Raw genomic sequence first — 26,486 nt, forward strand, 5'->3', positions numbered from 1 at the left:
AATTTATTTTATATTTTTAACTTTTAATATGCACACAGTAACATGAAAAAAGCCTTTGAATTCCTTAACAATTTAAAAGAAAACAACAATCGGGAATGGTTTGCTCAGCATAAGGCAGAATACGATTCGATTGTCAAAGAAAACAAAGTTTTTTTCAACAAAATTTACACCGAACTTCAGGAATACGATCATTTAAAAGGGATTCATATCTTCAGAATTTACAGAGATCTTCGTTTTTCCAAAGATCAGTCTACGCCTTATAAAACCAATTTCGGAGTTGGATATTCCCGTTCAAAACCAATGTTAAGAGGTGGATATTATATTCAGCTAGAACCCAACAATAGTTTTGTGGGAGGAGGATTTTGGGGTCCTGACACCAAAGATTTACTCCGCATCCGAAAAGAATTTGAACTCAATACAACAGCAATAGATAAAATCATATCCAACGAGACTTTCATACAATACTTCGGAAACATTGAAGGTGATGCTGTAAAAACGGCTCCCCGAGGTTTTGATAAAAATCATCCTGCTATAGATTTAATCCGAAAAAAGCAATATGTAGTCATGAGAAAATTTACTGATAAGGAAGTTTTATCCGAAAGTTTTCAAAAGGAAGTAGTTCTTACCTTATTAGCAATGCGTCCTTTTTTTGATTATATGAGTGAAGTACTGACAACCGATTTAAATGGAGAGTCTTTGTTTTAAAATTAAGATAGCCTGTTATCAAAAACTTTTCGATTTTGAGAATAGCTTTTTGTTATATTTATGCTCCTTAAAATAAACCAATGAATGCAACATTTGACACCCTAATTCTTTACGTTAAAAACGTTGAGTTACTTAAAAATTTCTATGTTGAAAACTTTAATCTAAAAGTGATTGAAGAAGATTCTATTTGGGTTCTTTTAAATGCAGGAAACGTACATATTGGCTTTCATAAAATTGGAGATCAGTATTTGGATAAAATAGAAGCTGGTCATACCTTCGATAATAATACAAAAATTGTTTTTACCATTGATGTAGATATAGAATTGGCAAGAAACGAATTCCTGTCAAAAAATATTCAGATGAGAGAGATCAAAACATTCGACAATTACGATTTTTGGCTGTGCGACGGAACCGATCCTGAAGGAAATGTTTTTCAATTAAAAAGTAGAAAATAATACCGATTGATCATAGCAAATCAATGAAAAAATAAAGTATCCAATGAGGTTCAAAATAGTCATTCTTCTATTCACTTTTTCGATCTTAAAAATTTTTGCGACAGGTCAGGAGCCTGATAAAATTATTATTAACAACAAGGAGTATGATTTGCTAAATAATCCTTTGGAAAAATATTTTCAGAACCATCCAGAATATCATCCCATCTACGGGCCCAAACTTTCCGAATTCCAAAAATATCGCAATGGAGAAAGAATGCTCTCTTTTTCTACCTCAAACTCTCGTGATTATATTGCAACATTTACCATTGAAAAAAATATTTTGAGTGTTGTTGATATTAAAATTCAGGATCTCAATTCAGAAAACGAAGACTATATTTCTGTATACAAGCAGCTTTTTGGAGATCAAAAAATAGTTCTTGATTATTCCGGAATACTGGTCATACCCACTGGTGATTTAATAGAAACTGCAAATTTTGGATATTCATATTTATTTACTCAGTATAAATTAATGACCATCAATAAAGACAACGTCGTGAAGGAAAAAGAATTAAATAAAGATGAATTTATGAAGTTCAGATTTACTCAATTCAGAGAATACAAAAAATCAGAAGACTACAAAATTGAGCTGAAAAATTATCTTAAAAATTGGGAAGCCGAAAAAAAATCAGAGCTATCACCAGAAAACATTAAAAAAATGTCAAAAAAAGAAATGGCTCAATTAAAAAAAGAATATGCACAACCTCCTACTGAAGATCATATTGATGGATATTTTTTCGTGTCCCAAAACCCAGATTTCATCATTGTAGATTATTAAAATATCTGATCTTTACTGCCTCAGAAGTTTCATAATTATTTCTATTAAAATATTTTAACACCCACTTTCTTTGTACGTATTCAAAAATAATATACATTTGCAATTATAATTAAATGAATATTCATTTAATTATAAACCACTCGTAATAAATCGAATATGCGAAATAGAGATCCACACAAAGAAAATATAATAAAACAAAAGGCCATTGAAATCATTGTAAAAGATGGATTGGATGGATTTACTATCAATAAATTAGCAAAAGCCTGTAATATTTCTGTCGGCACTCCTTATGTATATTATAAAGACAAGGATGACCTTATTGTTCAACTGGTTATTGAAGAAGGAAACAAAATGGAAGCGCTCATTAATGAAGGATTCGATCCAAACTCTTCATTGGAAGAAGGACTTCGCGTGCAATGGACCAACAGATATCATTATGCCATCAAAAATCCACTACTGATGCCTTTCTTTGAGCAAATTAATAATTCTCATTACAGTCAGCAATTTGTAAAAATGTTTAATGAAAAACCGGGATTGTTTATGAGTGAATTCAAGAATAATCTTTTAGAATTTATTTCCAATACCGTACAACGTGGAGAAATAGAAGAAACCCCATTTGAAATTTACTGGTCCATTGCGTTCGCTCCCTTAAATACGTTATTACGTTTTCATCAACAGGGAAAAAATGTAAACGGACTTCCTTTTGTTTTAACCGATGAAATACTATGGAGCACCTTCGCCAAGGTTTGTAAGGCATTAAAAAAGTAAAAATAGAATAATACGTAATACAATGATACATTCATTTTTAATGATCGGCCAATCTAATATGGCTGGTCGTGGCTTTCTACAGGAAGTTTCCCCTATTCATGACGAAAAGATAAAAATGCTGAGAAACGGAAGATGGCAAACAATGTCGGAACCCATTAATTGTGACCGATCTACTTCTGGAATTAGTCTGGCAGCATCTTTCGCTTCTTCATGGCGTTTGTTCCATAATCAGGAAGACGATATTGCCTTAATTCCGTGTGCTGATGGCGGAACAAGCTTAGACGATTGGAGTATTGAAGGTCCGTTATTTCATAATGCTGTTTTTCAAGCAAAAGCGGCACAAAAAATAAGTACACTAAGCGGAATTCTGTGGCATCAGGGAGAAAATGACAGCAATGGGAAAAAGCATCAATCCTACATAGAAAAGTTTGCCTTACTTATAAAAACTTTGAGAGAAGAACTTCATGTCCCGCATATTCCTCTGATCGTTGGTGGATTGGGTGATTTTTTACAATACGGAATGTATGGTCAATATTTTAATGAACATCATGAAGTCAGTAAAGTATTGTTAGAATTTGCCCAAAATCATGATAACTGCTACTTTGCTTCTGCTGAAGCTTTAACAGCTAATCCGGACAACATTCATTTTGATGCAGTTTCTCAGAGAAAATTTGGGATCAGATATTTTAAAGCATTTCAGCAAAAAGCTCATATCCTCGGAACAGTGAAGGATGAAGATAAAATCATAGAACAAATTAATAACCGTCCTTTAACCAAAAACGAAAAATCCGAACTGCTTCAATATCAATTTGCTATGGGAACGATAAGTGCAGATGAATTTCAGAATCAGTTTGCAGAAATTAATAAAGGATCATAAAGGAACTATATCGCAATTAAAATAACCAACATTTTACTAACATCTTATCAATACCCTATAAATTTTTATTAACAAGTTACTAACAATTCAATATCCATTATAAATACAGAATTATCTATCCTAGTTAAATAAAACACATAATATCATTAACTAAATAGAACATTTTGACACAACAAAAAAGTTATCCACAATTCTATAGAATTACTTCCAATTGTGGATAACTTTAATAAACACTAAAAACTTCCAAGTATTTCACTTACAAAGTTTCCTATTTTATATTCATTAATTTAACGACCTTTAAACACACCTTACATCAAGATCTATAATAATGAATAAAATATTTCTATTAACTTTCGTATTTGCTTATATTCAGTTTTTCGCCCAACATAAAATAGAGCTTTCTTATGCTAATCAATATGATGATTTTATTGAAATCAATTTATATATAGACAAGCCATCCAGTAAATTTGATCTGATTAATTTTGACACCTTAACGGTTACTGATAATACCCAGAAAGTACTTAAAGAAAATAAAGAATATCCAATTAATTACAACTATAATAATGGAGATACTAAGGTAAAACGCTATTACATTCCGGCTCATCAATTTAAGACCGTAGATATAAAAGGGGTCATGAAATATTTTAAGCCCTCAAAAGACAATGACTCCTATTTTGATTTGGGCACCCTCAATGAAATAAAGCGAAATACCAATCTTGTGGATAAAAAAATAAACGCAAAAAATCCTGAACTTTATTTTAGCATTGTAGATTCCACCACAATTAATAAAATTTTTCCAGACTTTAGCTATACAATAAGTGATGACGAAGAGTATAAAAAAATTGATTTCAAATCCTACGACCTCATCTACGCTTATCGATATAATGATAAACAAAAATTGATCTATTTCATCAATGACAATCCTGATCCCGGCTACAACAATTTATCAATAGGTGATAAAAAAACCGGAATCACCTACAAATTTATTAAACTAAAAAAAGGAATGACTCCAACCGAAAAAGACCAAATCCGAATTGAACTGATGATAGAAAATGAAAAATCTATTCAGAGAATTCCTTTTGAACTCAAAAACATTGTTATTGAAAAGAAATAAAATCTATGGCAAAAGAAATACAGATCCTCACTCAATTTATTGAAGGAAACCTTTCCCCAGAAGAATTTGAAGAACAACTTTTCACCAATCCAATTCTTGAAACATTTCTTTCATCATCGGTTATCAACTGGAAAGGAACCTACCTTGAAGGCACAACCGTATTCTTATATTTAGCCGAGCAAGATTACAATAGTCCGACAGGCATATTAAATGCTCAAGGTACCATAGAACTCTTTTTTAAAAAGTCAGGAATTGAAGTAACGCCTTCAAATAAATATGCAGAAGAGTATAATTTAATATCAATGCTAAGTCCAAAATACATTGATGCCGACTCTGAATTTATTGAGAAATATATTTTACCTTCAGATAAAACGCTATCAAAAACAGAACAAAAGCAATTGATTAAAAATCGATATTCAGAACTTTTTAAGTTTCAATCTAAACCTCCAAAGTGGATACAAAATCCGCAGTGGCCGATACAAAATGGCAAGCCTTTATTTTTTCTGACTCAAGTAGATATTAAAGATTGTGAGTTTTTCCATGATAACGGAAGTATTTACTTATTTCTAAATCCAGAAACCAAAGTAGTTGAAACAATACAGCAGTTTTATTAATATTGTTCCTAAAAGCACTTCTGCAAAAGGGTTCCCGTAAGGTCATCAAAACAATTCGTTTTACTTTTGATTCTCAATTTTTAGATAATTAAATATAAAACAATGAAAAAACTACTATTGGCTTTTACACTCTTTATTTTTGGAATTTCACTTTCTCAAACCCTTCCAAAATTTGAAAATGACACCTTAACGACCTCAACAGGTTTTAAAGTATATGAAGGTTTAGATTTGAAAATAGGAACCGGTTCTATGAACGATGGTGATTTTAAGTTTATCCGAACCAATGCCTCTTCCCTATTCAATTACAGTTCTACAACAGGTTATCAAGGTCTTGCCAATCAGGCTAACTCTTTCAGAAGAAGTAATTCAGGACTCACTTTTAAGGTGAAAAAAGTAATGCCCAGAGGAAATAAAAAGAATGGATACGTATATTATGTAAAAATCGGAAGTGGATTGATCAACTATGAAATGGACATTGAAAACGCCATAAAATATGGTGAAATTATTATTCCTGATGAGTTCATGCCCAAAGAAAAATCTCAGATTCAAAATTCTGAAACAAAATATGATAAACTGAAGAAGATAAAAGAACTGAAAGATGCGGGAGTTTTATCAGATGAAGAATTCCAAAAGGAAAAAGATAAAATCATGGATGAAAAATAATCAACACACAAATGCTCTATTCTATGGAGCATTTTTTATTTTTACATTAAAATAACCAACTTTTGAATGAAAAAAATATCATCACTGCTATTTTTCTTAGCCCTACTTTATATAAATGCCCAAAATATCACTAAAAAAGAAACATTCGAAAAATGTAGAGAAACATATTCACGAAAAATATGTAAAACAGATACAGACAAAGATGGTATTATAGATAAAGAGGATAAGTGCCCTGACATTCCTGGATTACATATATTCCAAGGTTGTCCTGATACAGATGGAGATAATATTCCAGATAAAGATGATAAATGTATAGAGGTAGCTGGACCTATTGAAAATAATGGCTGCCCTTGGCCTGACAAGGATGGTGACGGACTAAGAGATATTGATGATCAATGCCCAGATATAGCTGGCAATATTGAAAATAATGGCTGTCCATGGCCAGATCAAGACAATGACGGAATTCCTGATAAAGATGATCACTGTCCTAATAAAGAAGGAATATCAGAATATAACGGATGCCCACGCCCTATACAAATATTACATGTAGTCCCAAAGAAAAATATTTAAATATTATGAAAAAAAATGACTTCTGTACTATCGACAGAAGTCATTTTTTATTGAATCGATGCCTATTACAGAAATCGTTTAATTCTTTATTAATTTTACAGAATGTTGATTTCCTTTTTTAGTTTCAACCTGAATGATATAATTTCCTTTTATAAGGTTTCGAATATCTATGTGGTCGTTAAATCTTGAAGATCCAGTTTGAACAATTTTACCCGATAAATCAAAAATTTTAAAGTTAAAAGTTTCATTATCAGACTTCCCGTTTTGGATGGTAATACTATTACCTGCAGGGTTTGGATAAAGTGTCAATATATTATTTTGATCTTTATTTGATACAGAATCCGTACCTAAATATGAGGAATCAATAAACTTAGACAAATAGGACTTGCTACCATATGTCACACTATCACCACTATATGAAAGAACAAGTGAACCATTATTTAGATTAAATAGTTTTTTAATAAAATCAGCTCTCATTGAAGTATTTGGAGGAGTAGCCATAAATACCTGAAATCCAGTATTTGAAATGGTATAATCTATACTTCCATTGGGATTAAATCTCGTTACAAATAATTGTTGTAAAAAATTGGCAGTTCCGTTGAATAAATTAGTTATACTCCCCATTACTACTATTTTTGAATTAGGCAATACCGTTATCTGGCTCAAATCCAATTGATTTGCAGTCAAAAAGAAATAATTAGACGTTCTTCCGTTATTGGCAAAATTGGAGATCATTGCCCCGTCTGAAATTTGGATTTTTGACAAAAAGAAAGTATCAGAGGAAGAAGAAGACTGATGCAAAATTAAAATAGAATTGTCTGAATAATTATATTCAAAACTTTTAATTCTACTCCCTTGATTATTAGGCATCAATAAAGTTCCGCTATTACCGAATGTTGAATCATACGCTCCGTCAGGAAATCTTCTTTCTATATAAGACTCTTGCATGCTTGTTAATGGATTAACTCTGGATCCAGCCATTACTAATTTCCCATCATTCTGAATATAGAACTTATACAATGTGAAAGAAGGTAATGATAATTTCCCATTGGTACCAAAACTAGTATCAACCATTCCGTTGGAATTAATTTTTGTTAGATAATACCCAGCATTATACGCATACAGATAGCTATTGCCATTATTATCAACTACCATATCATATACTGATCCATTTTGACCCACTGATTGGGTGGTAAATCCATTTGTCCCAAAACTGGGATCCAGAGTTCCGTCAAGATTAATTCTTGTAATAAATAAATCGTATAAACTATGAGTAGGAGTAGCATTCACTCTTCCATAAATAATTATTTTATCATTATGCAAAACAATTTTTTTTACCGCTTCGCTTTTTTCCAATGAATTAGCCCCCATATCATGGTTTTTCGTACCAAAAGCAAGATCTATGTTCCCATTTTGATTTACTTTTCTAATGGTGATGGAACCTGTTGAAGTTGCAGTAATAAATTGACCATCGGGAAGCATTACAGCATCTGAAGTTTCGTAATAATTATCATAATTAGAATAACCACCTGTTCCAAATGACGAATCTAACGTAATGCTTTGTGCATTAAAAAAATGTATTAAAATCAAGAATAGTAAAAAATAAATTTTTCTCATTATATAATATTTTGAATTTCTTAAAATGCTGCAAATATACAACCCTTGCCTTTTAAATAGCACACCTATTTACTTTGACATAAGTGATTTTTCATATTCTTCAAAGAAACACATTCTCTTTCAATTGGCTTTTTGTAAATTGGTCCACCACTTTAAATCCATTATATGACAGACATTCTGAAAAATAAGGAAGAACTTTCCAGAAAAGAAAAGACTCACGAAATTCTCAAAAAAGAAGGTATCAAAATCAATGTTAATCTTCCTTACATTGAGTCGGAAGAGGAAACGACCCTTCGAACTCCTAAAGAAGTTGCAACAAGAGCGGCAATCTTGTCTATTACCAACTTAGTTTCTTTTGACAGTATAGATTCGGAAGAAGCCATCAGCTATCTTGAAGAGTGCAATCTTTGGGAACATACAACATCTGATGAAAAAGACTTTCTACAAAATCCTACCGAAGACAAAAAATTTCAGGAAACCTGGAAATCTGAATGCATCTGGGTTTTACTCTGGGCACTACAGCTTGTCGAAAATATTCCTTTTCCGAATGAATTATGTGATTTAAATGATATTGCTCTTGACAAATATCCTATTGGTGGAGATAACGATCCGAATGAGTTTATCAAAACCAACAATCAACTTCGTTCAAAAGCTGAAATACTAGATACGAATGATCTTTATTACAGATATCATTGGGCTTGTGTGGATGCCCGATTAAACAATTTGGAGATGACAACCATAGATTCAGGAATTCTATATGAAAGACAGTATGCACTCAATTGGCTTGTGAATTATATGGGGCAGGAATGGGATGATGTTTCTTGTGATACTTAATCTATTTCAGAGATGACACAGCAAGAACTTATTGACCAATTCATCAACCTGTCTGAAGGAAAACTCGTTGCCGAGGAATGGATAAGCTGGTTTACTACCCATAAAGATTCCGTAGAAAAAATATGTGGGAGAACGGCCTTTCTTAAAATAAAACCTAAAGACAGTTTCAGTGGGGTCAGGAATTTATACATCGGACAACTGGCAGCTTTTGACTGGCTCACATCTAAAGAAATAAAAGTCTCTTTATCTGATCTCTATAAAAAAGGATGGGAAAAAGAATTTGATGATTTCTGTAAAGCAGAGAAACAAAAAGAAAAATTACTCCAGAAGGAGGTGGAGAATAAATTCGGATATTTAAAAGATAATTATCCCAAATTTTTCAAACAATTAACCAAATCTTATAGTAATTCCGATGTTATTGAAGCAGGCGAAAAACAGGAGGCTATTCAAAATACAGAGAAAGAACTTTCCATACAACTTCCTGAAGATCTCGCAACATGGTATCAAAATGTATCAACCTTACGGCTTGAAGGGATAGACATTGATTTTAAAGAATTAACCACCGAAACGATTCAAAAGAAACAATATCTGATCCTAGGTGAATTTTGGTTGTATGGTGATGGAGATCAATTATTGTTTAATTTGGAAAATCAAAGCATCTATATTTTCGCCCACGAAAACCAACCTCCTAAAGCTATAAAAATAGCAAATTCATTCACCGATTTTGTGGAGAAAAAAATGGTAACTTATTTAAAAGAATACGAATCTTAAATTCTTTAAGCAACTTATAAAACCAATAACTACAATGCAACATATATATAAAATACTTTTTACAGTATTCTTAACAATTTTTGTAAACCAAAACTTTTATTCTCAAAATATAAATTTAGAAGAATATGAAATTTATATCGAAAACACTTTGATTGCTAAACAAGACTTTGCCAAAAATGGACAGAATTTAAATGAGGTTCAGGTAAAAACAATTGAATTCAAACCAATAACAAATGGGTTTAAAAAGGCCTATTACCTAAATGGAAAATTATATTCAAGCGGGAAGATTGAAAATCTAAAAGAAAATGGAATTTGGGAATACTGGCATCCAAATGGTCAGAAAGCCCGCAAAGGAGAATTTATAAATGGAAAACCAAATGGAACTCATGAATACTGGTATGAAAACGGAAAGATCCGTGGCATAGGAAACTGGAAAGATGGAGTCTACGATGGCAGATGGGAAATGTATAATGAGGATGGAAAAGAGAAAACAATTCAAAATTATAAAGCCGGAAAGCAAATTCTTTAAATTAGTACTTCTTAAAAATAAAACTTATCCGAATTCAACAAATAATAACTTAGAGAAAATCTAATAAATCCTATCAAAATTCATTTCCCAATTCAAAAAACTTCCCGAAATTAGCAGCCTGTGCGTTAGATAAAAAATTTATGAATTAAAAGAACAATTAAAACAAACATACAGTAAAACTTAACATAAGTTTTCTTCGGGGCAGGGCGCAATTCCCTACCGGCGGTTACAGTCCGCGACTCCTTTTTAACGAAAGGACTGATTTGGTGAAACTCCAAAACCGACAGTTACAGTCTGGATGAGAGAAGAAAATGAAACAATCAATAAGACTATTTTGATAGACTTGTTGTGTTGTCTTTCATTTCCATGTACCGAAGTGTATTTTAACTTTCAACAGTAAAATAACATGGAAAAATTATTAGAAAAATTCGGAGCTACCTCCCAAGAACGTGTAGAAAATGCACTTTTAAAATTACAAAAAGGAAAAGGCATCCTTTTAGTAGATGATGAAAACCGTGAAAACGAAGGCGACATCATCTTCCCTGCCTCCACCATTACAGAAAAAGACATGGCACTTTTGATCCGCGAATGCAGCGGCATCGTTTGTTTATGCATCTCGGAAGAAAAAAGTAAACATCTTAATCTTCGCCCAATGGTGGAAAGCAACAACTCAAAAAATCAAACAGCTTTTACCATTACCATTGAAGCCAAAGAAGGCGTAGAATCTGGTGTTTCAGCGAAAGACCGTGTAACAACAATCAAAACAGCGATTGCTGAAAATGCATTGGCAGAACACATTGCAAGTCCGGGACACGTTTTCCCTTTAATCGCCAGAAAAGATGGTGTTTTTGAAAGACGTGGACACACCGAAGGAAGTGTAGATTTGGTAAAACTAGCCAATCTTGGGGATGATGCTGTGCTTTGTGAATTAACGAACGAAGACGGTTCTATGGCAAGACTTCCAGAGATCGTAGATTTTGCAGCAAAAAGAGAAATGACCGTCGTTACGATTGAGGACATTTATTCTTACCGTAAAATGATGATCAGTCAGAACTAAATTTTTAAATAGATAACGCACATAAAATTTCCGCTTGAGTTTTACTTGAGCGGATTTTTATTGTTGAATTCATAAATATTATAGCTAAAGAATTTAACACTATTTCAGCTAAACTCTCAAAAGAAATACAGACTTAATTCATCAAACAATTCTCTTTTAAACATTTCATTAAAAATAAGTTACCCCTAAATAAAATATATTTTCGATAGGGCATTTTAATTATCTTTAAAGAAATTTTTAACTATGAAAACATCTGTACTTTTTTTGTTGGCAACCTTTAGTGTTTGTTCAGCACAAACAACCATTACCAAAGCATTTAATGATCCTATCATCGGTGACTTTGCAAATAATTATAATGTAATCGGAACGGTAGACAATTCTGTAACAGGCTCAAATGCTATCTTTTCTAACAGCAGTTTAACCCAAGGTTCTGCTGCCTCGGCTAATTATTCGGCACCTACTTCCGGTGAAATCAGTACCTATCCGGGAACAACGATTAAAATGGTGAATGGCAGCAATACGATATACTATAAAGCAACGGCTTCTAAATTGGAAATCACGGGTCTTATTACGCCAGATGCCACCTTGAATTTCACAACAAATAACGGAACATTTATTTCTTATCCTGCTGCTTTTGGATATTCAGAACCTGATACGGCATCCGGAACATTTACTTCCACCGCAGCCTCCGGAACATTTAGCGGAACGATCAATATTTCCGCCGATGCAAGTGGAACATTAATCGTAGGAGCAAAGACCTATACCAATGTATTAAGAATTAAATCTGTTCAGAATTTTAATTTGTCTGTAGCAGGAGTTCCGGTTCCTGTAGGAACAGTTACTAATACTGCTTACACCTATTACGACAGTTCTCATAAATTCCCTTTACTTTCTTCAACAACTGCAAATATAAACGTACCACTTTTAAGCATTAATCAAACTACGGTAGGCGCGCAGGCTTTAAATGAAGCTTTCCTAGCCGTAAATGATCATACAGTTAAAAAAGAAGCTCTTAAAATATATCCTAATCCAGCACAGGATTTTATTGAATTAAAAGGAGAAACAGGAAATTATTCAACCGTTTCTATCTATAGTCTGGACGGAAAACTGATCAAAACATCGGATCTAAAATCCGGAAAAGTGCAGATCTCTGAACTTCCTACAGCCAATTACTTCATACAAGCTTCCGGAAAAGATGCAAAGACAGAAATCGTGAAGTTTATCAAAAAATAAAAGTTTTAATGATTAATAATTGAATGATATAAACACAGCATTCATCATAACAAAAAAGCTCCAAAGCCTTTCGACTTTGGAGCTTACTTTATACAAGCAGACCTATTTCTGAATTTTAGAACAGTCTATTTCTTAATTATTTTAGCAAAAGTTGTATTACCTCTTAACAGATAATTCCCTGATGGAAACTCACTAAGATCAATACTATTATTTCCTTTACTTAAAGTCATATTTTTAATGATTCTTCCTGTGCTGTCATACAAATAAGCTGTTTCGTTGGCTGTAGATTCAACAGTTATTAATCCCGTTGTTGGGTTAGGATAAGCAGAAGTTTTTAATTTTGTTGAAGTTTCTAAAGTTGATAAACTTGCGCTGCAACTTGCATTATAAGTATCTCCAGTAATATTAAATCCTTTGTTTACCAATTGAGCTCTTGCCATAATTGCTTGTGGTGTAGAATAAGTTATTCCTGCTGCTTCTATGACTCCAATTGCAGATCCTAAGTTTGATAATGTAGGATTATTGCTGAGAGCAATTAGAAATTTATTATAATTAATACATGATAAACCAGAATTGTTAAATCCGAAATACACATAGGCCGAAGGAACATTTTGAAAGCTGATATTCCAGGTAGAAATATCCTGATCAAAAAGTGAAGCACCATTAAACATCCTAAAACTCTCAGCCCCCCAAACTTTACTAACATCCCAGTTTCCAATAGGCTGATTAAATGATGATGCATTGGTAAACATTTGACCAAAACTTATTACTTTACTGGTGTTCCAATTATTAAGAGGCTGATTAAAGGATGTAGCATTAGAGAACATATTACGGAAATTCGTTGCATTGCTTGTATTCCATGAATTTAATGGCTGGTTGAACGCTACCGCATCCTGAAACATTGAAATGAAATTGGTTCCGGACGAGGTATTCCAGGCAGAAATATTTTGATTAAAAGCTGATGCGTAAGAAAACATATCCCGAAAATCTGTTACTTTTGCTGTATTCCAAGTTCCAATAGGCTGATTAAACAACTTTGCTCTGCTAAACATACTGTTCATATTTGTAATGTTGCTTGTGTTCCAGTTAGCAAATGACGGATTACCAATCAAAGATGGGCAATGAATGAACATTTCAGATAAATTATTAATTTGTGTTAGATTAGGAGCATCTGTAGCGGTTACATCAAGGTTTGGACAGCTTGAAAATCCTTTATCAAATTGCTGAAGCCAAAGGATATCTCCCCATTGACTCACTTCGAAGAGTTTTGGATTTCCAGCAGCAATCATATTTGCGCTACCTCTAAATCCATAAAATAATCCACTCCCATTTGATGCTTTTACTCTGTAAGTTGCCTGAATAGGATTTGTATTTAAAGAAGTACCAAAAGAAATCACCGCAGGACTGCCGCTACTTGATGTTACAGAACTAAGTGCCCCATTATGCTGAGGATATCCTACTTCTTCCCAGGCAATGGTATAGCTGGTTCCGGTACCTCCAAAAGATATTGCATTATCAACGGTACCCGTGATATTAGGTTTCCATACCGTAATAAATTCATTCTGCGCATAAGAAATGAAAAATAGAAAAAGAAAAATGGTTACTAGTTGTTTTTTATACATAATTTCAAGGTTAAAATTTGATTTAATAAGATCATAACTTCCCGGGATTCTGTTTCTTATTTCTAATACAAAGATATAGACGCATAGCGACAGAACTTGTCGTATTAAAATTTAATTTGATTATTTTACAAATTTATTTTCTTCCTATAAATCAAATTCAAACGTCATTGAATACTATTTTTCTATGATCAGATTTATATTTTGAATGCTCAGATAATTTTTTCAATAACACAAAACCCTTTCGCTTAATAATGCCATATATCCAAAAAGTAAATCCGCTCAGAATATTTCTGAGCGGATTTTTTATTTAAGTTTAAACTCAATTTAAAAAGTAGCTGCCGGCGCTGTTGAGTTATTTAATTTCTTTTCTAGATCTGTTTTTTTACCTTTTGAGAAATCATAGCTTACTCCTAACACAAACATAGATTTATTATTCATAATTTGTCCTACTCGTGAATAATTAACCAAACTTTCTGGTAAACTTTTGGTTTTATATTGGGAAGGCATCCCGATCCAGTACATCCCTGTTGACAACGTCCATTCTTTCTTTTTATAACTTACAAATATATGGTTCTGATTCTCATTAAGGTTGAGAAATGCTCCACTCAATGTATACACCGGAATATTGATCTGATACTGCATCGAAAATGATTTATATTCAGACGATACTACAAAATTATTTCCTATATAATTATTCTTAATCAAAGCGCCACTGCTTGTTCTCACAGTTTCTGATGCAGGGGCAATCACTGCTTTTATAACAAGAAGGCTACTTCCAAAAGGTTTATAAGAACCTGTTAGCTGAACACCATACTGTTGAGAACTTTTTGCATTTTCATACGTAAGGGCATAATTACCCAACGCCTCATCTAAAACATAGAATTGATTGATCGTACGCTGCGTATTCCAGTAAAAAAGATTCGCGTTAAAATCAAAATGTTTATTATTAAAAGAATAGATTAAGTTATTTCCAAACGTCTGCTGAGAAGTAAGAAAAGGATTTCCACGCTGTACAATATTCGGTGCCAACTGAACAACGTTGCTACTTAAAGCCGAACTTCCCGGACTTTTTGGTTTATAACTGCTTGTAAAACGAAGGCTCTGATTATTTTTCAGTTGGTACCCCAAAACAAGCTTGGGAACAAAAGACCATTCATCAAAAGTATTTTCGGCACTTTTATTATGAATATTCATTAGCCCGGCCCCAATACGATAGCTGAATTTCTTTATTTTTCCGGCAAATTCAGAATACACATACTGCTCCAGATAATTAACACTGTATTCCGAAAAACCCGATAAATTCTGCAAATCATTAGAAATAGAAGTATTAGAAACACGATATCCTGATGAAAGTTTACCTACTTCGAAATCATGAGTATAAGCCAACTCTCCTACTACTCCGGTTTGTTTTGCTTTAAGATTCATATCATTATCAAAAACAGATTGCCCTGAAGAAATAATCCATTCTTTAGCAAACTCGGAAGTGTCAGTCGTAAAATGGTTAGCCACAACATTTAAACTCAACTCATCTTTTTTACTTATATTTTTTGAAAAATATAGATCTAATGTGGGCGTTACATATTCTGTACTACCATTTTTAAGTATTTGATGTTCCTCCGAAAAATTATCTTTTGTAAAAATACTTCCTCCGTTACCATTTACAAAACTGTTGAAAATATCCATATTCAGTTTTGCCTGAAAGGCATAATTATCGGGAACCTGACGCGTGTAACGTAAGGCTATGTTTTGAAAGGTATATCCAAAATGGTCTTTTTTGTTTTCATCCGAACGGTAATGCTCTCCGCCCAACTGATAATCATAAATACTCTGAACTCTTCTGTCATCATAATCCCTAAGATTGATAGAATATTCTAACCCGAAATTATTCTTTCCTTTGGTATAATTAGCATATGCCGAACCGTTTATAAAGCCTGTGGTAAAAGCACTCGTAAGATCAGCACCGAAAACATATCCTGTTTCTGCCGAACGGGTCAACAGGTTAATTACAGTATCTGCTCTTGTAGCCCATCTCGCAGGTGGAATATCATAATATTCTACTTTAATAACTTCACTTGGCTGAACACTTCGGATCTGCATATCCGTAGCTTCAATTCCATTGATCAAAAACAAGGTAGTTCCTCCTTTGATGCTTTTAAGCGTATTGGAAATAGGATCAAGCTGTAATTCCGGTAATGTTTTTAGAAGGTCTTTTGCATAACGGGCCTTTTCCAAAGCCTCCTTATCGAAAGTATACACTGCTTTGTCTGCAAATTGCTTTTTACGCTGAGCCTTCAGAATAACTTCTTGAATCTCTCCCGTCTTTGTATCGTTTATTGTATCATTTTTTGCATTTTCCTGTGAGAAGACAAAAACTCCACAAAGGAAAAATACAGAACATATAGCTTTTTTCATATATAAATCTAAGTAACATCTATAAAACAGCCGACAGCCGCAGTTTATTACATCACAAACTTAAGTTTTTTTATTATTCTATAAATTTATTCATTAAAAATATTTTCCCTTCTTATTTCCTTTGTCTATAGACTTTTTTTAGATAATTTAGTTTTTCAAAATCATTAGGAAATGAAGAGGTTTTTATTTTTTACAATTCTATTTTTATCTGTTAAAATGTGGGCATGTAAATGTGAAGCTCAAAACATACAACAATCATTTAAAAATGCTGATTTTGTTTTCATTGGAGATATACAATCTGTTAAACAAACGCCATCGGGCTTCAAAACATTACAAAATTTTATAAGCACCGTAAAAATTGAAAAAGTTTTTAAATCGGAAAACTATGATGGCTTTTATGTAGATCAGGCGACTCTTTTTACTTCACAAATTCGTTCTTGTGATTATCCCTTTATTGAAAAAGGGAGATATTTAATTTTTGGATATATTGATTCCGATACTGGATTTATATACTCCGAACATTGTTTGGCAACCAAAGAAATGAGTTTTGTAACTCAGGAAGATTTTAAATTACTTGAAAAATTAAATGCAGATTTCACGCAAGAATTAAAAGTAAAAAATGCAAAACCTCAAGAACTTATAGAATTATTAGATGAACCTAATACTCCTAATCAGAAAATCAACACCTTAGATAGAGAATTAAGTACCAGCCAATCAGAAAATAAGAATCTAAAAATTGTGATCATTGTTATTTCAATGGTCTTTATTTTAGTATTAGCTTTTTTAATTTTAAAGAAGAAGAAAAAATAACTCAGGTTTAAATTTTCTTATAAGAATCAATATTATATTACTATTTTTAACCAAAATTAAAAATTAAACTCACAGTTTATTGATTTTTTGCTCGCTTTTTGCTTCCGTTTCCATACACCAACTCACAGAATGTATAATCAAAATATAAAGTCATGAAAAAATACCTCATCGTTATTCTTTGCTTTCTTCTTTCGAAAGTGGAGGCACAAGAATCTGGCTCGGTTTCTTCAGACAAAATGAATATCATTAAAACCAACGTTACGGGATATGTGTTCAGAAACATTAATTTGTCTTATGAAAGATCAATTAACCAATGGTTTTCCATTAATGTAGGTTTTGGAACCATGCCTGAGGGAAAAGTTCCTTTCATCAATTCATTTTTAAATGATGAGGACGAAAAGAGATTTCAAAATTTAAGAGTAAAAGCAACCAATTTTACCATAGAGCCTCGCTTTTATATCGGAAAAGGTTTTGGAAAGGGATTCTATATTGCCCCCTATTATAGATATTCAAAAGTAACTTCCAATACTTTCGATTTTTATTATGATTATAACGCTGCCAATGCTGTGACGTTTCAAATTCCTCTTAAAGGATCAGGAAGTACCAACGGAAACAGCGGAGGTGTTATGGTGGGTGCTCAGTTTTTCCTTAATAAAAGTGAAAGTTTAGTCTTAGATTTTTGGATTGCAGGAGGCCATTATGGAAGCGGAAAAGGTGATTTCATTCTTACAAGTGATTATATCCTAACGCCAGAAATGCAGAACCAACTAAAAAAAGAAATTGAAAATTTAGATATTCCATTTGTAGATTACACCATAGAAACCAATGAAAGAGGCGCCAAAATAAAAGTAGACGGACCTTGGGCCGGTTTCAGAAGTGGATTGTCTTTGGGGTATAGGTTTTAAAAAATTACAGTCAACATTCCTGAGCAGATTTTTATATCTTTAAAAAGAATATACTATATTCGGATTAATAATTTGACATGAAAATCCTTATCATAGAAGACCATAAAGATCTTGCAACCAATATTACAGACTATCTGAAGAAAGAAGATTACGTTTGTGAGGTGGCTTCTAATACGCGAGAAGCTTTAGAAAAGATTGAACTTTTTGAATATGACTGTATTCTTCTAGACCTTATGCTTCCTGACGGAAATGGCTTAGAGATTTTACAACAGATCAAAAAAGATTCTCCATCAGCCAGCGTAATTATTGTTTCTGCAAAAAATTCTTTAGACACAAAATTAGCCGGATTAGATGATGGCGCAGATGATTATATCACAAAACCATTTTCTCTGCCCGAGCTTCATTCAAGAATTAAAGCGGTGGTAAGAAGAAAAACACCCGAAGCTAACCGCATCCTGAGTTTCAATGAAATTACAATTGATCTGCAATCTAAGGAATGTAAAATCAATGATCAATTGCTAAATCTTACCAAAAAAGAGCTCAACATACTGATCTATTTTATTAATAATCAAAACAGGATGCTTTCTAAACAAGCCATCGCAAGTCATCTTTGGGGAGACTACACCTATAGCATTGATAATGTAGACTTTGTATATCAACATCTTAAAAACTTAAGAAAGAAAATAATAGACGGAGGGGGAAAAGATTACCTACAAACTGTCTACGGATTGGGGTATAAATGGATCGACAAATAGAAATTACACTTCAGATTTACCTTGGAATAACATATGAAAATGCTAGTCTAATATCTTTAAAATGAATTTAAGCTTCCGTTTTGCAAGAGCATTTACCATTTTGGTATTTTTCGTCCTCATCACAGGCTTTACAATTTTGTATTTTGCTTTTGAAAGGGCGACCATGCGTTCTGCCATTGTAAAACTGGAAGATCTCAATACGTATATCACGCATAGGCTTGAAAAAGATTCTGCTTATGATTATCTTAAATTTCACCGTCAAACGCAGGTTAAAATTCTTCCACCCGACACCAAGATTACCAAGGAAAAAATAATTGAAGAAAAATACACCTGGAATAAAAGCATCCAGTCTTATATCAACCGAATTTCTGTAACCTCCTACCCTGTTATTCATCAAAAAAAATATTCCATTACAAGTATAAGGTATATCACCATTATTGAGAACCAATTTATCATGAGTATCATTATGGTCGTAGCCTGGATCATGGTTTTTCTTATCATCCTTACCATTATTGTGAGTGTTTTGGTATCAAAAAAAATTCTTAATCCTTTTTATCATGCAATGGAAGAGATCAAAAAGTTTAGCCTAAAGGACGATCGTTCCATGGATCTTATGAAAACAGAAACCGAAGAATTCAAATCATTGAATAAGTTTCTCCTGAAAATGTCTGAAAGCTCAAAGAAAGACTATCATCTATTGGAAGAACTCTCAGAAAATACCTCCCACGAATTGCAAACTCCATTAGCTTCTATTAAAGGAAAAATAGAATTATTAATGGACAGTGAACTTTCAGAAAATCAATTGATCACTCTTTCATCTATGAATGACGAGCTCGACAGGCTTTCGTCCATCAATCAATCTTTGATTCTTCTCGCAAAATTAGAACACTTTGAAAAAAATGAATCTCAACGGATTAATTTCTCTGAATTATTAAAAGAAAGACTCCAATATTTTGAAGATCTCTTTGAAATTCAAAACCTTAGTTTAGTTAAAGAAATTCATGAGGATGTGTATCTTAATTTTGATGAAAATCTCGCTTCTATTGTTATTAACAACCTTATTAATAACTCCAAAAGACATAATATAAAGAATGGAAAGATTCTGGTAACCCTTACAGAGAATTTTTTTCAGATCTCAAATACAGGAAATCCACCCTCAATCCCAACAGAAGAATTGTTCAAAAGATTCAAACGTGGAAACCCCAATCAAAATTCCATTGGCATCGGTTTGGCGCTCGTGAAGAAAATTTTGGAGATTTATGACTATGAAATTTCGTATCATTTTGAGGACAACTTGCATACCATAAGAATCAATTTAACAAAATAAAACACTGAAAATCAAAATATTAATATCAAAAACTTCATTTCTTTAAAAACTTCAGAATTTCTTCAGAATTTATGTATTGTTTAGGCACAAGTAAAAACGCCTATGAAAAAAATAGTTCTAATTTTAGCATTTACGACCTTCCAATATGCTTATAGCCAAGACAGCATAAGAGTCGAAAAAATAGAAGAAGTTCCAACTGAAAAAAATCCATTAGATATTGGAGATCTTAAAATCAACCTGAATAAAAAAGGCGATCAATGGTTAAAATTTGGTATTTCCAGTCAGATCTGGCTTCGCAGTATTGATAACAATCCTGGAACGGCAGTCAATGGTGTTGCTCAGAATCAAACATACGATGTAGGAATAAGAAGAATGAGATTGACCATTCAAAGCCAGCTCACCCCATTTTATTCTGTTTTTTTGCAGATGGGAATCAATAATCAAAATTTCATTTCCGGAGGTGGAACGGGAACAGGAAGTAATGGAGCAGGAAAAAAAGCACCTTTCTTTTTTCATGATGCTTATAATGAATTGGCAATTATCCCAAGAAATGATTTTCAGACAGGAAAACCCAATAAAAATAACCTTTACATAGGAGCGGGACTTCATTCATGGAATGGAGTAAGCCGGTTGACCAATACAAGTACAACCAAAATGCTTGCAGGTGATATTCCTATTTTTAATTTCCCTACGATTGAAATAGCTGATCAGTTTTCAAGACAGCTTGGTATTTTTGTTCATGGAGAATTTGATAGAGTTAATTATCGTTTCAGTGTTAATAAACCTTTTGCAACCAGTACAAAACCCACTGTTGGCGGGCCTGCTGTAGATAACAATCAAAGTGGAAAACTATCGTATGCAGGATATGCCTATTATCAATTTTTCAATAAAGAAGTTACCAGCACCTCATTTTTAGCCGGAAATAATTTAGCTGCAAAAAAAGTTTTGAACCTTGGAGCCGGTTTTTACACCAATAAAGACGCTGCCCAATCTCAACCTTCACAAAATGTTTTTGAATCTCACGATGTCAATATTCTCGGAGCAGATGTATATTCTGAACTTCCATTAGGTGATAAAAGTAAAGAAATGGGACTTACGCTTTATTCTGTTTTCTACAACTATAACTACGGCCCAAATTACCTGAGAGTAAGCGGGATCATGAACCCCGGAACTGTGGATGCCGGATTCACAGGCGAAAGAGCGTTGGAAGGCGCAGGAAATAATAGGGTTTTAATGGGAACCGGAAATATTTGGTTTTCACAGTTAGGCTTTGTCCTTCCAAAATTCAGTAAGATCGTGAAAGTACAACCCTTCTTTAATTATGCTCTTAAAGATATGAAAGCATTAAACCAAAGCGGAAGCTATTACGACATCGGGGCCAATCTTTTTTTATACGGTCAAAATGCAAGAATTGTCGCCCAATACAGCAGCAGACCTTTATATGATACAGCTTCAAAAAGAATTTTTGACAGAAAAGGAGAATTTTTACTGTCTCTTCAAATTGTACTTTAAAAAATTTAATATCTTACCCATATGAATACTAATACTACTCAAATTACAACTGCCCAACGAATAAAAGCCATCATTGGAGGTTCCATAGGAAATCTCGTAGAATGGTACGATTGGTATGCGTACGCTGCCTTCGCTATTTATTTTTCCAATTCGTTTTTTCCGGATTCAGATCTTAATGCACAATTAATGAATACGGCAGGAATTTTTGCCGTTGGCTTTTTAATGCGTCCCATCGGAGGATGGATGTTCGGAAGTATCGCCGATAAAATCGGAAGAAAAAGAGCAATGACGCTTTCTGTTTTACTGATGTCATTTGGTTCTTTACTTATTGCATTAACGCCAACGTATAAAACGATAGGTATTTTAGCGCCTGCCCTCCTTCTTATCGCAAGGCTATTACAAGGATTAAGTGTTGGAGGAGAATACGGTGTTTCTGCAACCTACCTCAGCGAAATGGCAACAGAAGACCGAAGAGGGTTTTATTCAAGTTTCCAATATGTAACGTTGATTGGAGGTCAATTAATTGCTTTAGGAATTCAGTTGATTTTACAAAAATTATTATTAACAGAAGCTCAACTCGAAGATTGGGGCTGGAGAATCCCTTTCGTTATTGGAGCTATTTTATCCGTAATTGCTTTATATCTAAGAGCTAATCTTCATGAAACTGAAGCTTTTGAAAATAAAAAGGAGGTTAACGATAAGAAAAAAGGAAGTATCACAGAACTTTTAAAACATCCAAAAGCTTTATTAACGGTTGTAGGACTAACACTAGGTGGAACATTAGCATTTTATACGTACACCACTTACATGCAAAAGTTCTTGATCAATACTGTTCATCTTACCAAAGAACAATCTACGCTCATTTCATTTGTTTCCTTGTTTATATTTGCTTGTCTGCAACCTGTTTTTGGAGGATTATCTGATAGAATCGGAAGAAGACCTTTGCTTCTAGGTTTTGGAATTTTGGGAACAATATGTACTGTACCATTACTAACAGCTTTAAGTCATACAACTTCTATGTGGACCGCTTTTTTTCTTATTATGGCTGCTCTGATTATTGTAAGCGGATACACTTCTATTAATGCAATTGTAAAGGCTGAACTTTTCCCTTCTGAAGTACGTGCTTTAGGTGTGGGATTACCGTACGCTTTAACAGTAGCGATATTTGGAGGAAGTGCAGAATATATTGCACTATGGCTGAAAAAATTAGGAATAGAGCATTACTTCTATTGGTATATTACTGCGTGTATACTCTTCTCTTTATTGGTATATGTAAGAATGAAAGACACCAAAGAAACTTCAAAATTAAATGAGGACTAAGAAACATTGAACCTCTTATAAAGAAAAACGCGTTTCAGAAATCCTGAACCGCGTTTTATATTTTTTAGGCATATGCCTGTCTGAATTTTACAATAAGCTCATCCAGGTGGTGACGTTGTACATAAATAGTTTTCACATCCTCATATCTTGGGGATTTATAGAAAACTTCATGAAAGTCCATACTACCATTACCTACTTTTACAACTTTCTGTACTTCGATATTCAATTTTTTCAACTCGTCTCTAAAGACCTGAAATTCTTCTTGGATATTATTCATCTATATTTTTGGATTTAATTAAAAAATTATAACTTTATATTAAACATCCCCTACTTTTTAAAGGATAAGTTTAAATATTTAATAAATTTAGTGAATATTTCAATACAAACGTTAGGTATTCACCATTTTTTTATTAATTTCAATAGGATGCAAAAACTATACCTAACTATCTAGTTATTAATTAATTGTTAACGAATTATTAATTAATAGTGAACAAATTGATTCGAAAACATTTTTTCTAAGGAAATAAAATTCTTCTTTAAAAGAGAATTTATTAGGATACAATTATTATTAATTCTACTTTATTCAAGTAAAAAAATCTACATAATCTTTAAAAAATACTAAAACGCTGAAACACTGAACCATTGAAAACAAATCACTTACGCCAAATATTTAACTAAAAAATAATCTAAATAATTTTTAAGTTTCATAAGTTTCATTACATTTGCGCAAACCTAATTGATGAAAAAAATCATTTATTATTTAACTTTCCTTTTCACATTCACTTTATTTTCAGCGCAAGATTCTTTACAGTCAAAAAAAATAATTACAAAAGACACTAAATTCGGACTTGCATTAAGCGGAGGTGGGGCAAAAGGCTTTGCTCATATAGGAATTCTAAAAGTAATAGATTCTTTAGGTATAAAAGTAGATTATATTACCGGAACCAGTATGGGAGGTATTTTAGGAGGTCTATATGCCATGGGATATAGCGGAGACAGCCTAAAAGAAGTTGTATATAATACAAAATGGAAAAGAGTTTTAAGCAATAAAATTCCTTACAACAAAGTAAACATCAGTGAAAAAGATGAATACAACAAATACATTATAGAGTTCCCAATGACAAATGGATTACCGTCCTTGCCAGGCTCTTATATAGAAGGACAATATATGTCTGAAGTATTGAACACCCTTACCTTTCCGGCTAAACACATCAATGATTTCAGCAAGCTTCCTATCCCGGTTGAACTTACCTCATCGGATATTATCAACGGAGGACTTATTATGCAGAAAAAAGGATCTTTAGCTTTGGCAATACGTGCTACTCTTGCTATACCTGCTGCTTTTGCACCGGTGTATATAGACGGAAACTTGCTCGTAGATGGAGGACTCGACAGGAATTTCCCAGTAAAAGAAGTAAAAGACATGGGAGCAGACTATATTATGGGTGGTTATACAGGATTTAGGCTTTTCACAAAAAAAGAGATTGAAAACCCTATGAAAATGATTTATCAGACACATGCCTTTCGCTCTGTTCAGGATTTTAATGAACAAAAAAAAATGTCTGATATCTTAGTAGACTTCGTAACTCCTCTTAATAAGTACACAACAAAAGATTTTAAAAACTATAAAGAAATCATTAAAATAGGTGAAGATGAAGCCAAGAAACATCTTCCCGAATTCATTGCTTTAGCCAATGAACAGCGTAGATTAGGAATTGTGTATGAGCACAAAATGATTCAAGAAGTAAAAAAGCCAACCATACAATTTACTTACAGTGAAGATAATGGAACTCCTTTAACCAACCCTTCAGAAATCCAAAGTATCAGAGACCTTATGAGATTAAAAGAAGGTGAATACTACGACGCAAAAAGTGCCAATGAAGCCATTGACAGGATTTTTGGTATGAGACAATATGAAAAAGTATATTATACTTATACCGATGCAGGGGAAGGACTTATCATGAACATCTTCATCAAAAGAGTAAAAAATAGCGCACTTAAGCTTGCACTCCATTATGATACGGAACAATCAGTAGGTATTATTGTGAATTATACATACAGAAGTATTGAGCATAAATTTCGGGCCTTAGCAACGGTGGATATTTCTGAACGATTCAAAGGGCGTATTCAGTTTCAAAAATTCCTGGACAATGATTTTCGCTGGTGGATCAGTGCAGAAGCAAGCACGTCTCATCTGAAGAGTAATGACTTCATCCTCCGATTAACGAATGATTATAATGAATTAGATAACGCTCGTATCTCAGATTATATTTACAGAAATTCTAACATAAATACGGCCATCAACTACACCCTTGCCCCTAATGCTATGGCCTCAATGGGAATTGAGTATAATACGGAAAGAATTAATCGTTCAATAGACAGAATAGGCCAAATAATATCGGGTACTAATGACAGAAAGGTATATCAGCATAATAATTTTGATATGTTTTTTAAATTCAACCAAAATAGTTTAAACGAAAAATATTATCCAACTTCTGGTAATAATCTACAAATATTATCTACCTATTATTTTGGACATCAGTATAATCTATATGATTTACAAAAAGTGCAACCCGCATTATACGATTATTTGAATCCAAGTGACCCTGCTTATTTCAGACCAAAAAATATGATAAGCTTGGTGATCAATGAAAATTTCGTATTCCCTGTTAATAAAAGACTTTCTGTAAAAGCTAATGCATTTTTAGGTACGTTTTTCTCATCCAGAAATACGGGTGAAGATCAGGAGCAGATTCCTTATCTTTTTTTCAATCAAAAATATAATCTTGGAGGCAGTGAATATAATTTCAGTGGCCTCAACCCTGAGTTTAACGGATTCAGACAAAAAGAATTCCCTGTAAATTCTTTTGCTAAGCTAGGTCTAGATGTACAATATAAGTTGTATAAACACCTTTATCTTACTCCTTCTTTTCATTATGGTAGAGTAAGTGATGAACTTTCTTCTTTTAAAAATGGAGCTGATATCTTAGGCTATGGCCTTAACCTTGGATACGAATCAATCTTAGGTCCCATTAATATTAATGTATCTAAAAATGATGCGATTAATTTTTGGAGAGTTTATTTTAGTATAGGTTTTAAATTCTAACATAAACATCGTTAATCATCAACAGTTTATTTTATCACCTAATATATTTTAAATAAATAACATAAATAATCCCTAATATTTCATTCAACTCATTTT

The 26,486-nt window shown here is 32.9% G+C and carries 24 protein-coding genes, 1 pseudogene and 1 riboswitch; of the genes and pseudogenes, 21 read left to right on the forward strand and 4 right to left on the reverse strand.

The features are described 5' to 3' along the window. Positions 1-42: 42 nt before the first annotated feature. The 9 genes and pseudogenes from BUB80_RS04505 to BUB80_RS04545 form a co-directional block, all read left to right on the forward strand. Positions 43-705 carry a DUF2461 domain-containing protein gene (locus BUB80_RS04505; protein ID WP_073291336.1) on the forward strand — a complete coding sequence of 221 codons (663 nt, stop codon included), beginning with the start codon at positions 43-45 and terminating at the stop codon, positions 703-705. Positions 706-785: 80 nt separating this feature from the next. Beyond that, the gene (locus tag BUB80_RS04510) at positions 786-1,160 is read left to right on the forward strand and encodes a VOC family protein (protein ID WP_073291338.1); all 375 of its coding nucleotides are present in this window, start codon (positions 786-788) and stop codon (positions 1,158-1,160) included. A 43-nt stretch (positions 1,161-1,203) separates the two neighbouring features. Next, entirely contained in the window at positions 1,204-1,974 is a 771-nt protein-coding gene (locus BUB80_RS04515) for a hypothetical protein (protein ID WP_073291340.1), read from the forward strand. Positions 1,975-2,130: 156 nt separating this feature from the next. After that, a complete protein-coding gene (locus tag BUB80_RS04520; protein ID WP_073291342.1) occupies positions 2,131-2,742 on the forward strand; it encodes a TetR/AcrR family transcriptional regulator in 612 nt (203 codons plus the stop codon). Positions 2,743-2,764: 22 nt separating this feature from the next. Next, entirely contained in the window at positions 2,765-3,619 is an 855-nt protein-coding gene (locus BUB80_RS04525; RefSeq protein ID WP_073291344.1) for a sialate O-acetylesterase, read from the forward strand. A 328-nt stretch (positions 3,620-3,947) separates the two neighbouring features. Then, the gene (locus BUB80_RS04530) at positions 3,948-4,733 is read left to right on the forward strand and encodes a hypothetical protein (RefSeq protein WP_073291345.1); all 786 of its coding nucleotides are present in this window, start codon (positions 3,948-3,950) and stop codon (positions 4,731-4,733) included. 5 nt (positions 4,734-4,738) lie between these two features. After that, positions 4,739-5,347, forward strand: a complete 609-nt coding sequence (locus BUB80_RS04535; RefSeq protein ID WP_073291347.1) for a hypothetical protein — start codon at positions 4,739-4,741, stop codon at positions 5,345-5,347. Positions 5,348-5,449: 102 nt separating this feature from the next. Next, positions 5,450-6,010, forward strand: coding sequence for an SHOCT domain-containing protein (locus BUB80_RS04540; RefSeq protein WP_073291348.1), 561 nt, complete (start codon positions 5,450-5,452; stop codon positions 6,008-6,010). Positions 6,011-6,076: 66 nt separating this feature from the next. Beyond that, positions 6,077-6,541, forward strand: a pseudogene (locus BUB80_RS04545) (thrombospondin type 3 repeat-containing protein); the annotation flags it as partial. 117 nt (positions 6,542-6,658) lie between these two features. Here the strand turns inward: BUB80_RS04545 and BUB80_RS04550 are convergent. Beyond that, positions 6,659-8,197: a T9SS type A sorting domain-containing protein gene (locus tag BUB80_RS04550; protein WP_073291350.1), complete on the reverse strand. Its 1,539-nt coding sequence runs from the start codon at positions 8,195-8,197 to the stop codon at positions 6,659-6,661. A gap of 165 nt (positions 8,198-8,362) precedes the next feature. On the opposite strand from BUB80_RS04550, the gene BUB80_RS04555 reads away from it, so the two are divergent. The 5 genes from BUB80_RS04555 (at position 8,363) to BUB80_RS04575 (ending at position 12,621) form a co-directional block, all read left to right on the forward strand. Then, entirely contained in the window at positions 8,363-9,031 is a 669-nt protein-coding gene (locus BUB80_RS04555; RefSeq protein ID WP_073291352.1) for a DUF4272 domain-containing protein, read from the forward strand. 12 nt (positions 9,032-9,043) lie between these two features. Then, positions 9,044-9,802, forward strand: coding sequence for an SMI1/KNR4 family protein (locus BUB80_RS04560; protein WP_073291354.1), 759 nt, complete (start codon positions 9,044-9,046; stop codon positions 9,800-9,802). 34 nt (positions 9,803-9,836) lie between these two features. After that, positions 9,837-10,331, forward strand: a complete 495-nt coding sequence (locus BUB80_RS04565) for a toxin-antitoxin system YwqK family antitoxin (RefSeq protein ID WP_073291355.1) — start codon at positions 9,837-9,839, stop codon at positions 10,329-10,331. Positions 10,332-10,519: 188 nt separating this feature from the next. Then, positions 10,520-10,645: riboswitch (FMN riboswitch) on the forward strand. Positions 10,646-10,737: 92 nt separating this feature from the next. Beyond that, entirely contained in the window at positions 10,738-11,388 is a 651-nt protein-coding gene (gene ribB / locus BUB80_RS04570; protein ID WP_073291357.1) for a 3,4-dihydroxy-2-butanone-4-phosphate synthase, read from the forward strand. Between the two features lie 243 nt (positions 11,389-11,631). Next, positions 11,632-12,621: a T9SS type A sorting domain-containing protein gene (locus tag BUB80_RS04575; RefSeq protein ID WP_073291359.1), complete on the forward strand. Its 990-nt coding sequence runs from the start codon at positions 11,632-11,634 to the stop codon at positions 12,619-12,621. A gap of 125 nt (positions 12,622-12,746) precedes the next feature. Here BUB80_RS04575 and BUB80_RS04580 read toward each other — a convergent pair whose 3' ends face one another. Both BUB80_RS04580 and BUB80_RS04585 read right to left on the reverse strand, forming a co-directional pair. Further along, entirely contained in the window at positions 12,747-14,243 is a 1,497-nt protein-coding gene (locus BUB80_RS04580) for a BspA family leucine-rich repeat surface protein (RefSeq protein ID WP_073291360.1), read from the reverse strand. Positions 14,244-14,567: 324 nt separating this feature from the next. Continuing rightward, positions 14,568-16,655: an outer membrane beta-barrel protein gene (locus tag BUB80_RS04585; RefSeq protein WP_073291362.1), complete on the reverse strand. Its 2,088-nt coding sequence runs from the start codon at positions 16,653-16,655 to the stop codon at positions 14,568-14,570. Positions 16,656-16,826: 171 nt separating this feature from the next. Between BUB80_RS04585 and BUB80_RS04590 the strand changes: the two genes are divergently transcribed. From BUB80_RS04590 to BUB80_RS04615, 6 genes are all read left to right on the forward strand, one after another. Further along, positions 16,827-17,465 (forward strand): hypothetical protein, encoded by a 639-nt coding sequence (locus BUB80_RS04590; protein ID WP_139262533.1) that lies wholly within the window; start codon positions 16,827-16,829, stop codon positions 17,463-17,465. A gap of 152 nt (positions 17,466-17,617) precedes the next feature. Beyond that, on the forward strand, positions 17,618-18,370 hold the full coding sequence (locus BUB80_RS04595) for a DUF3575 domain-containing protein (RefSeq protein WP_073291365.1): 753 nt from the start codon (positions 17,618-17,620) through the stop codon (positions 18,368-18,370). Positions 18,371-18,447: 77 nt separating this feature from the next. Next, the gene (locus tag BUB80_RS04600; protein WP_073291367.1) at positions 18,448-19,125 is read left to right on the forward strand and encodes a response regulator transcription factor; all 678 of its coding nucleotides are present in this window, start codon (positions 18,448-18,450) and stop codon (positions 19,123-19,125) included. 61 nt (positions 19,126-19,186) lie between these two features. Beyond that, entirely contained in the window at positions 19,187-20,452 is a 1,266-nt protein-coding gene (locus BUB80_RS04605; RefSeq protein ID WP_083547045.1) for a sensor histidine kinase, read from the forward strand. A gap of 102 nt (positions 20,453-20,554) precedes the next feature. Continuing rightward, positions 20,555-21,964: a hypothetical protein gene (locus BUB80_RS04610; RefSeq protein ID WP_083547047.1), complete on the forward strand. Its 1,410-nt coding sequence runs from the start codon at positions 20,555-20,557 to the stop codon at positions 21,962-21,964. Positions 21,965-21,985: 21 nt separating this feature from the next. After that, a complete protein-coding gene (locus tag BUB80_RS04615; protein WP_073291371.1) occupies positions 21,986-23,284 on the forward strand; it encodes an MFS transporter in 1,299 nt (432 codons plus the stop codon). Between the two features lie 64 nt (positions 23,285-23,348). On the opposite strand, the gene BUB80_RS04620 is transcribed toward BUB80_RS04615, so the two are convergent. Then, the gene (locus tag BUB80_RS04620) at positions 23,349-23,561 is read right to left on the reverse strand and encodes a hypothetical protein (RefSeq protein WP_073291373.1); all 213 of its coding nucleotides are present in this window, start codon (positions 23,559-23,561) and stop codon (positions 23,349-23,351) included. A gap of 462 nt (positions 23,562-24,023) precedes the next feature. On the opposite strand from BUB80_RS04620, the gene BUB80_RS04625 reads away from it, so the two are divergent. Continuing rightward, entirely contained in the window at positions 24,024-26,390 is a 2,367-nt protein-coding gene (locus BUB80_RS04625; RefSeq protein WP_073291375.1) for a patatin-like phospholipase family protein, read from the forward strand. The last annotated feature ends 96 nt before the right edge of the window (positions 26,391-26,486 follow it).

The organism is Chryseobacterium polytrichastri (genome assembly GCF_900142445.1).
Lineage (GTDB): Bacteria > Bacteroidota > Bacteroidia > Flavobacteriales > Weeksellaceae > Chryseobacterium > Chryseobacterium polytrichastri.

Coding starts and splice junctions, on each gene's coding strand:
- BUB80_RS04505 (WP_073291336.1), top strand. CDS start 43: ATGAAAAAAGCCTTTGAATTCCTTAACAATTTAAAAGAAAACAACAAT.
- BUB80_RS04510 (WP_073291338.1), top strand. CDS start 786: ATGAATGCAACATTTGACACCCTAATTCTTTACGTTAAAAACGTTGAG.
- BUB80_RS04515 (WP_073291340.1), top strand. CDS start 1,204: ATGAGGTTCAAAATAGTCATTCTTCTATTCACTTTTTCGATCTTAAAA.
- BUB80_RS04520 (WP_073291342.1), top strand. CDS start 2,131: ATGCGAAATAGAGATCCACACAAAGAAAATATAATAAAACAAAAGGCC.
- BUB80_RS04525 (WP_073291344.1), top strand. CDS start 2,765: ATGATACATTCATTTTTAATGATCGGCCAATCTAATATGGCTGGTCGT.
- BUB80_RS04530 (WP_073291345.1), top strand. CDS start 3,948: ATGAATAAAATATTTCTATTAACTTTCGTATTTGCTTATATTCAGTTT.
- BUB80_RS04535 (WP_073291347.1), top strand. CDS start 4,739: ATGGCAAAAGAAATACAGATCCTCACTCAATTTATTGAAGGAAACCTT.
- BUB80_RS04540 (WP_073291348.1), top strand. CDS start 5,450: ATGAAAAAACTACTATTGGCTTTTACACTCTTTATTTTTGGAATTTCA.
- BUB80_RS04550 (WP_073291350.1), bottom strand. CDS start 8,197: ATGAGAAAAATTTATTTTTTACTATTCTTGATTTTAATACATTTTTTT.
- BUB80_RS04555 (WP_073291352.1), top strand. CDS start 8,363: ATGACAGACATTCTGAAAAATAAGGAAGAACTTTCCAGAAAAGAAAAG.
- BUB80_RS04560 (WP_073291354.1), top strand. CDS start 9,044: ATGACACAGCAAGAACTTATTGACCAATTCATCAACCTGTCTGAAGGA.
- BUB80_RS04565 (WP_073291355.1), top strand. CDS start 9,837: ATGCAACATATATATAAAATACTTTTTACAGTATTCTTAACAATTTTT.
- ribB (WP_073291357.1), top strand. CDS start 10,738: ATGGAAAAATTATTAGAAAAATTCGGAGCTACCTCCCAAGAACGTGTA.
- BUB80_RS04575 (WP_073291359.1), top strand. CDS start 11,632: ATGAAAACATCTGTACTTTTTTTGTTGGCAACCTTTAGTGTTTGTTCA.
- BUB80_RS04580 (WP_073291360.1), bottom strand. CDS start 14,243: ATGTATAAAAAACAACTAGTAACCATTTTTCTTTTTCTATTTTTCATT.
- BUB80_RS04585 (WP_073291362.1), bottom strand. CDS start 16,655: ATGAAAAAAGCTATATGTTCTGTATTTTTCCTTTGTGGAGTTTTTGTC.
- BUB80_RS04590 (WP_139262533.1), top strand. CDS start 16,827: ATGAAGAGGTTTTTATTTTTTACAATTCTATTTTTATCTGTTAAAATG.
- BUB80_RS04595 (WP_073291365.1), top strand. CDS start 17,618: ATGAAAAAATACCTCATCGTTATTCTTTGCTTTCTTCTTTCGAAAGTG.
- BUB80_RS04600 (WP_073291367.1), top strand. CDS start 18,448: ATGAAAATCCTTATCATAGAAGACCATAAAGATCTTGCAACCAATATT.
- BUB80_RS04605 (WP_083547045.1), top strand. CDS start 19,187: ATGAATTTAAGCTTCCGTTTTGCAAGAGCATTTACCATTTTGGTATTT.
- BUB80_RS04610 (WP_083547047.1), top strand. CDS start 20,555: ATGAAAAAAATAGTTCTAATTTTAGCATTTACGACCTTCCAATATGCT.
- BUB80_RS04615 (WP_073291371.1), top strand. CDS start 21,986: ATGAATACTAATACTACTCAAATTACAACTGCCCAACGAATAAAAGCC.
- BUB80_RS04620 (WP_073291373.1), bottom strand. CDS start 23,561: ATGAATAATATCCAAGAAGAATTTCAGGTCTTTAGAGACGAGTTGAAA.
- BUB80_RS04625 (WP_073291375.1), top strand. CDS start 24,024: ATGAAAAAAATCATTTATTATTTAACTTTCCTTTTCACATTCACTTTA.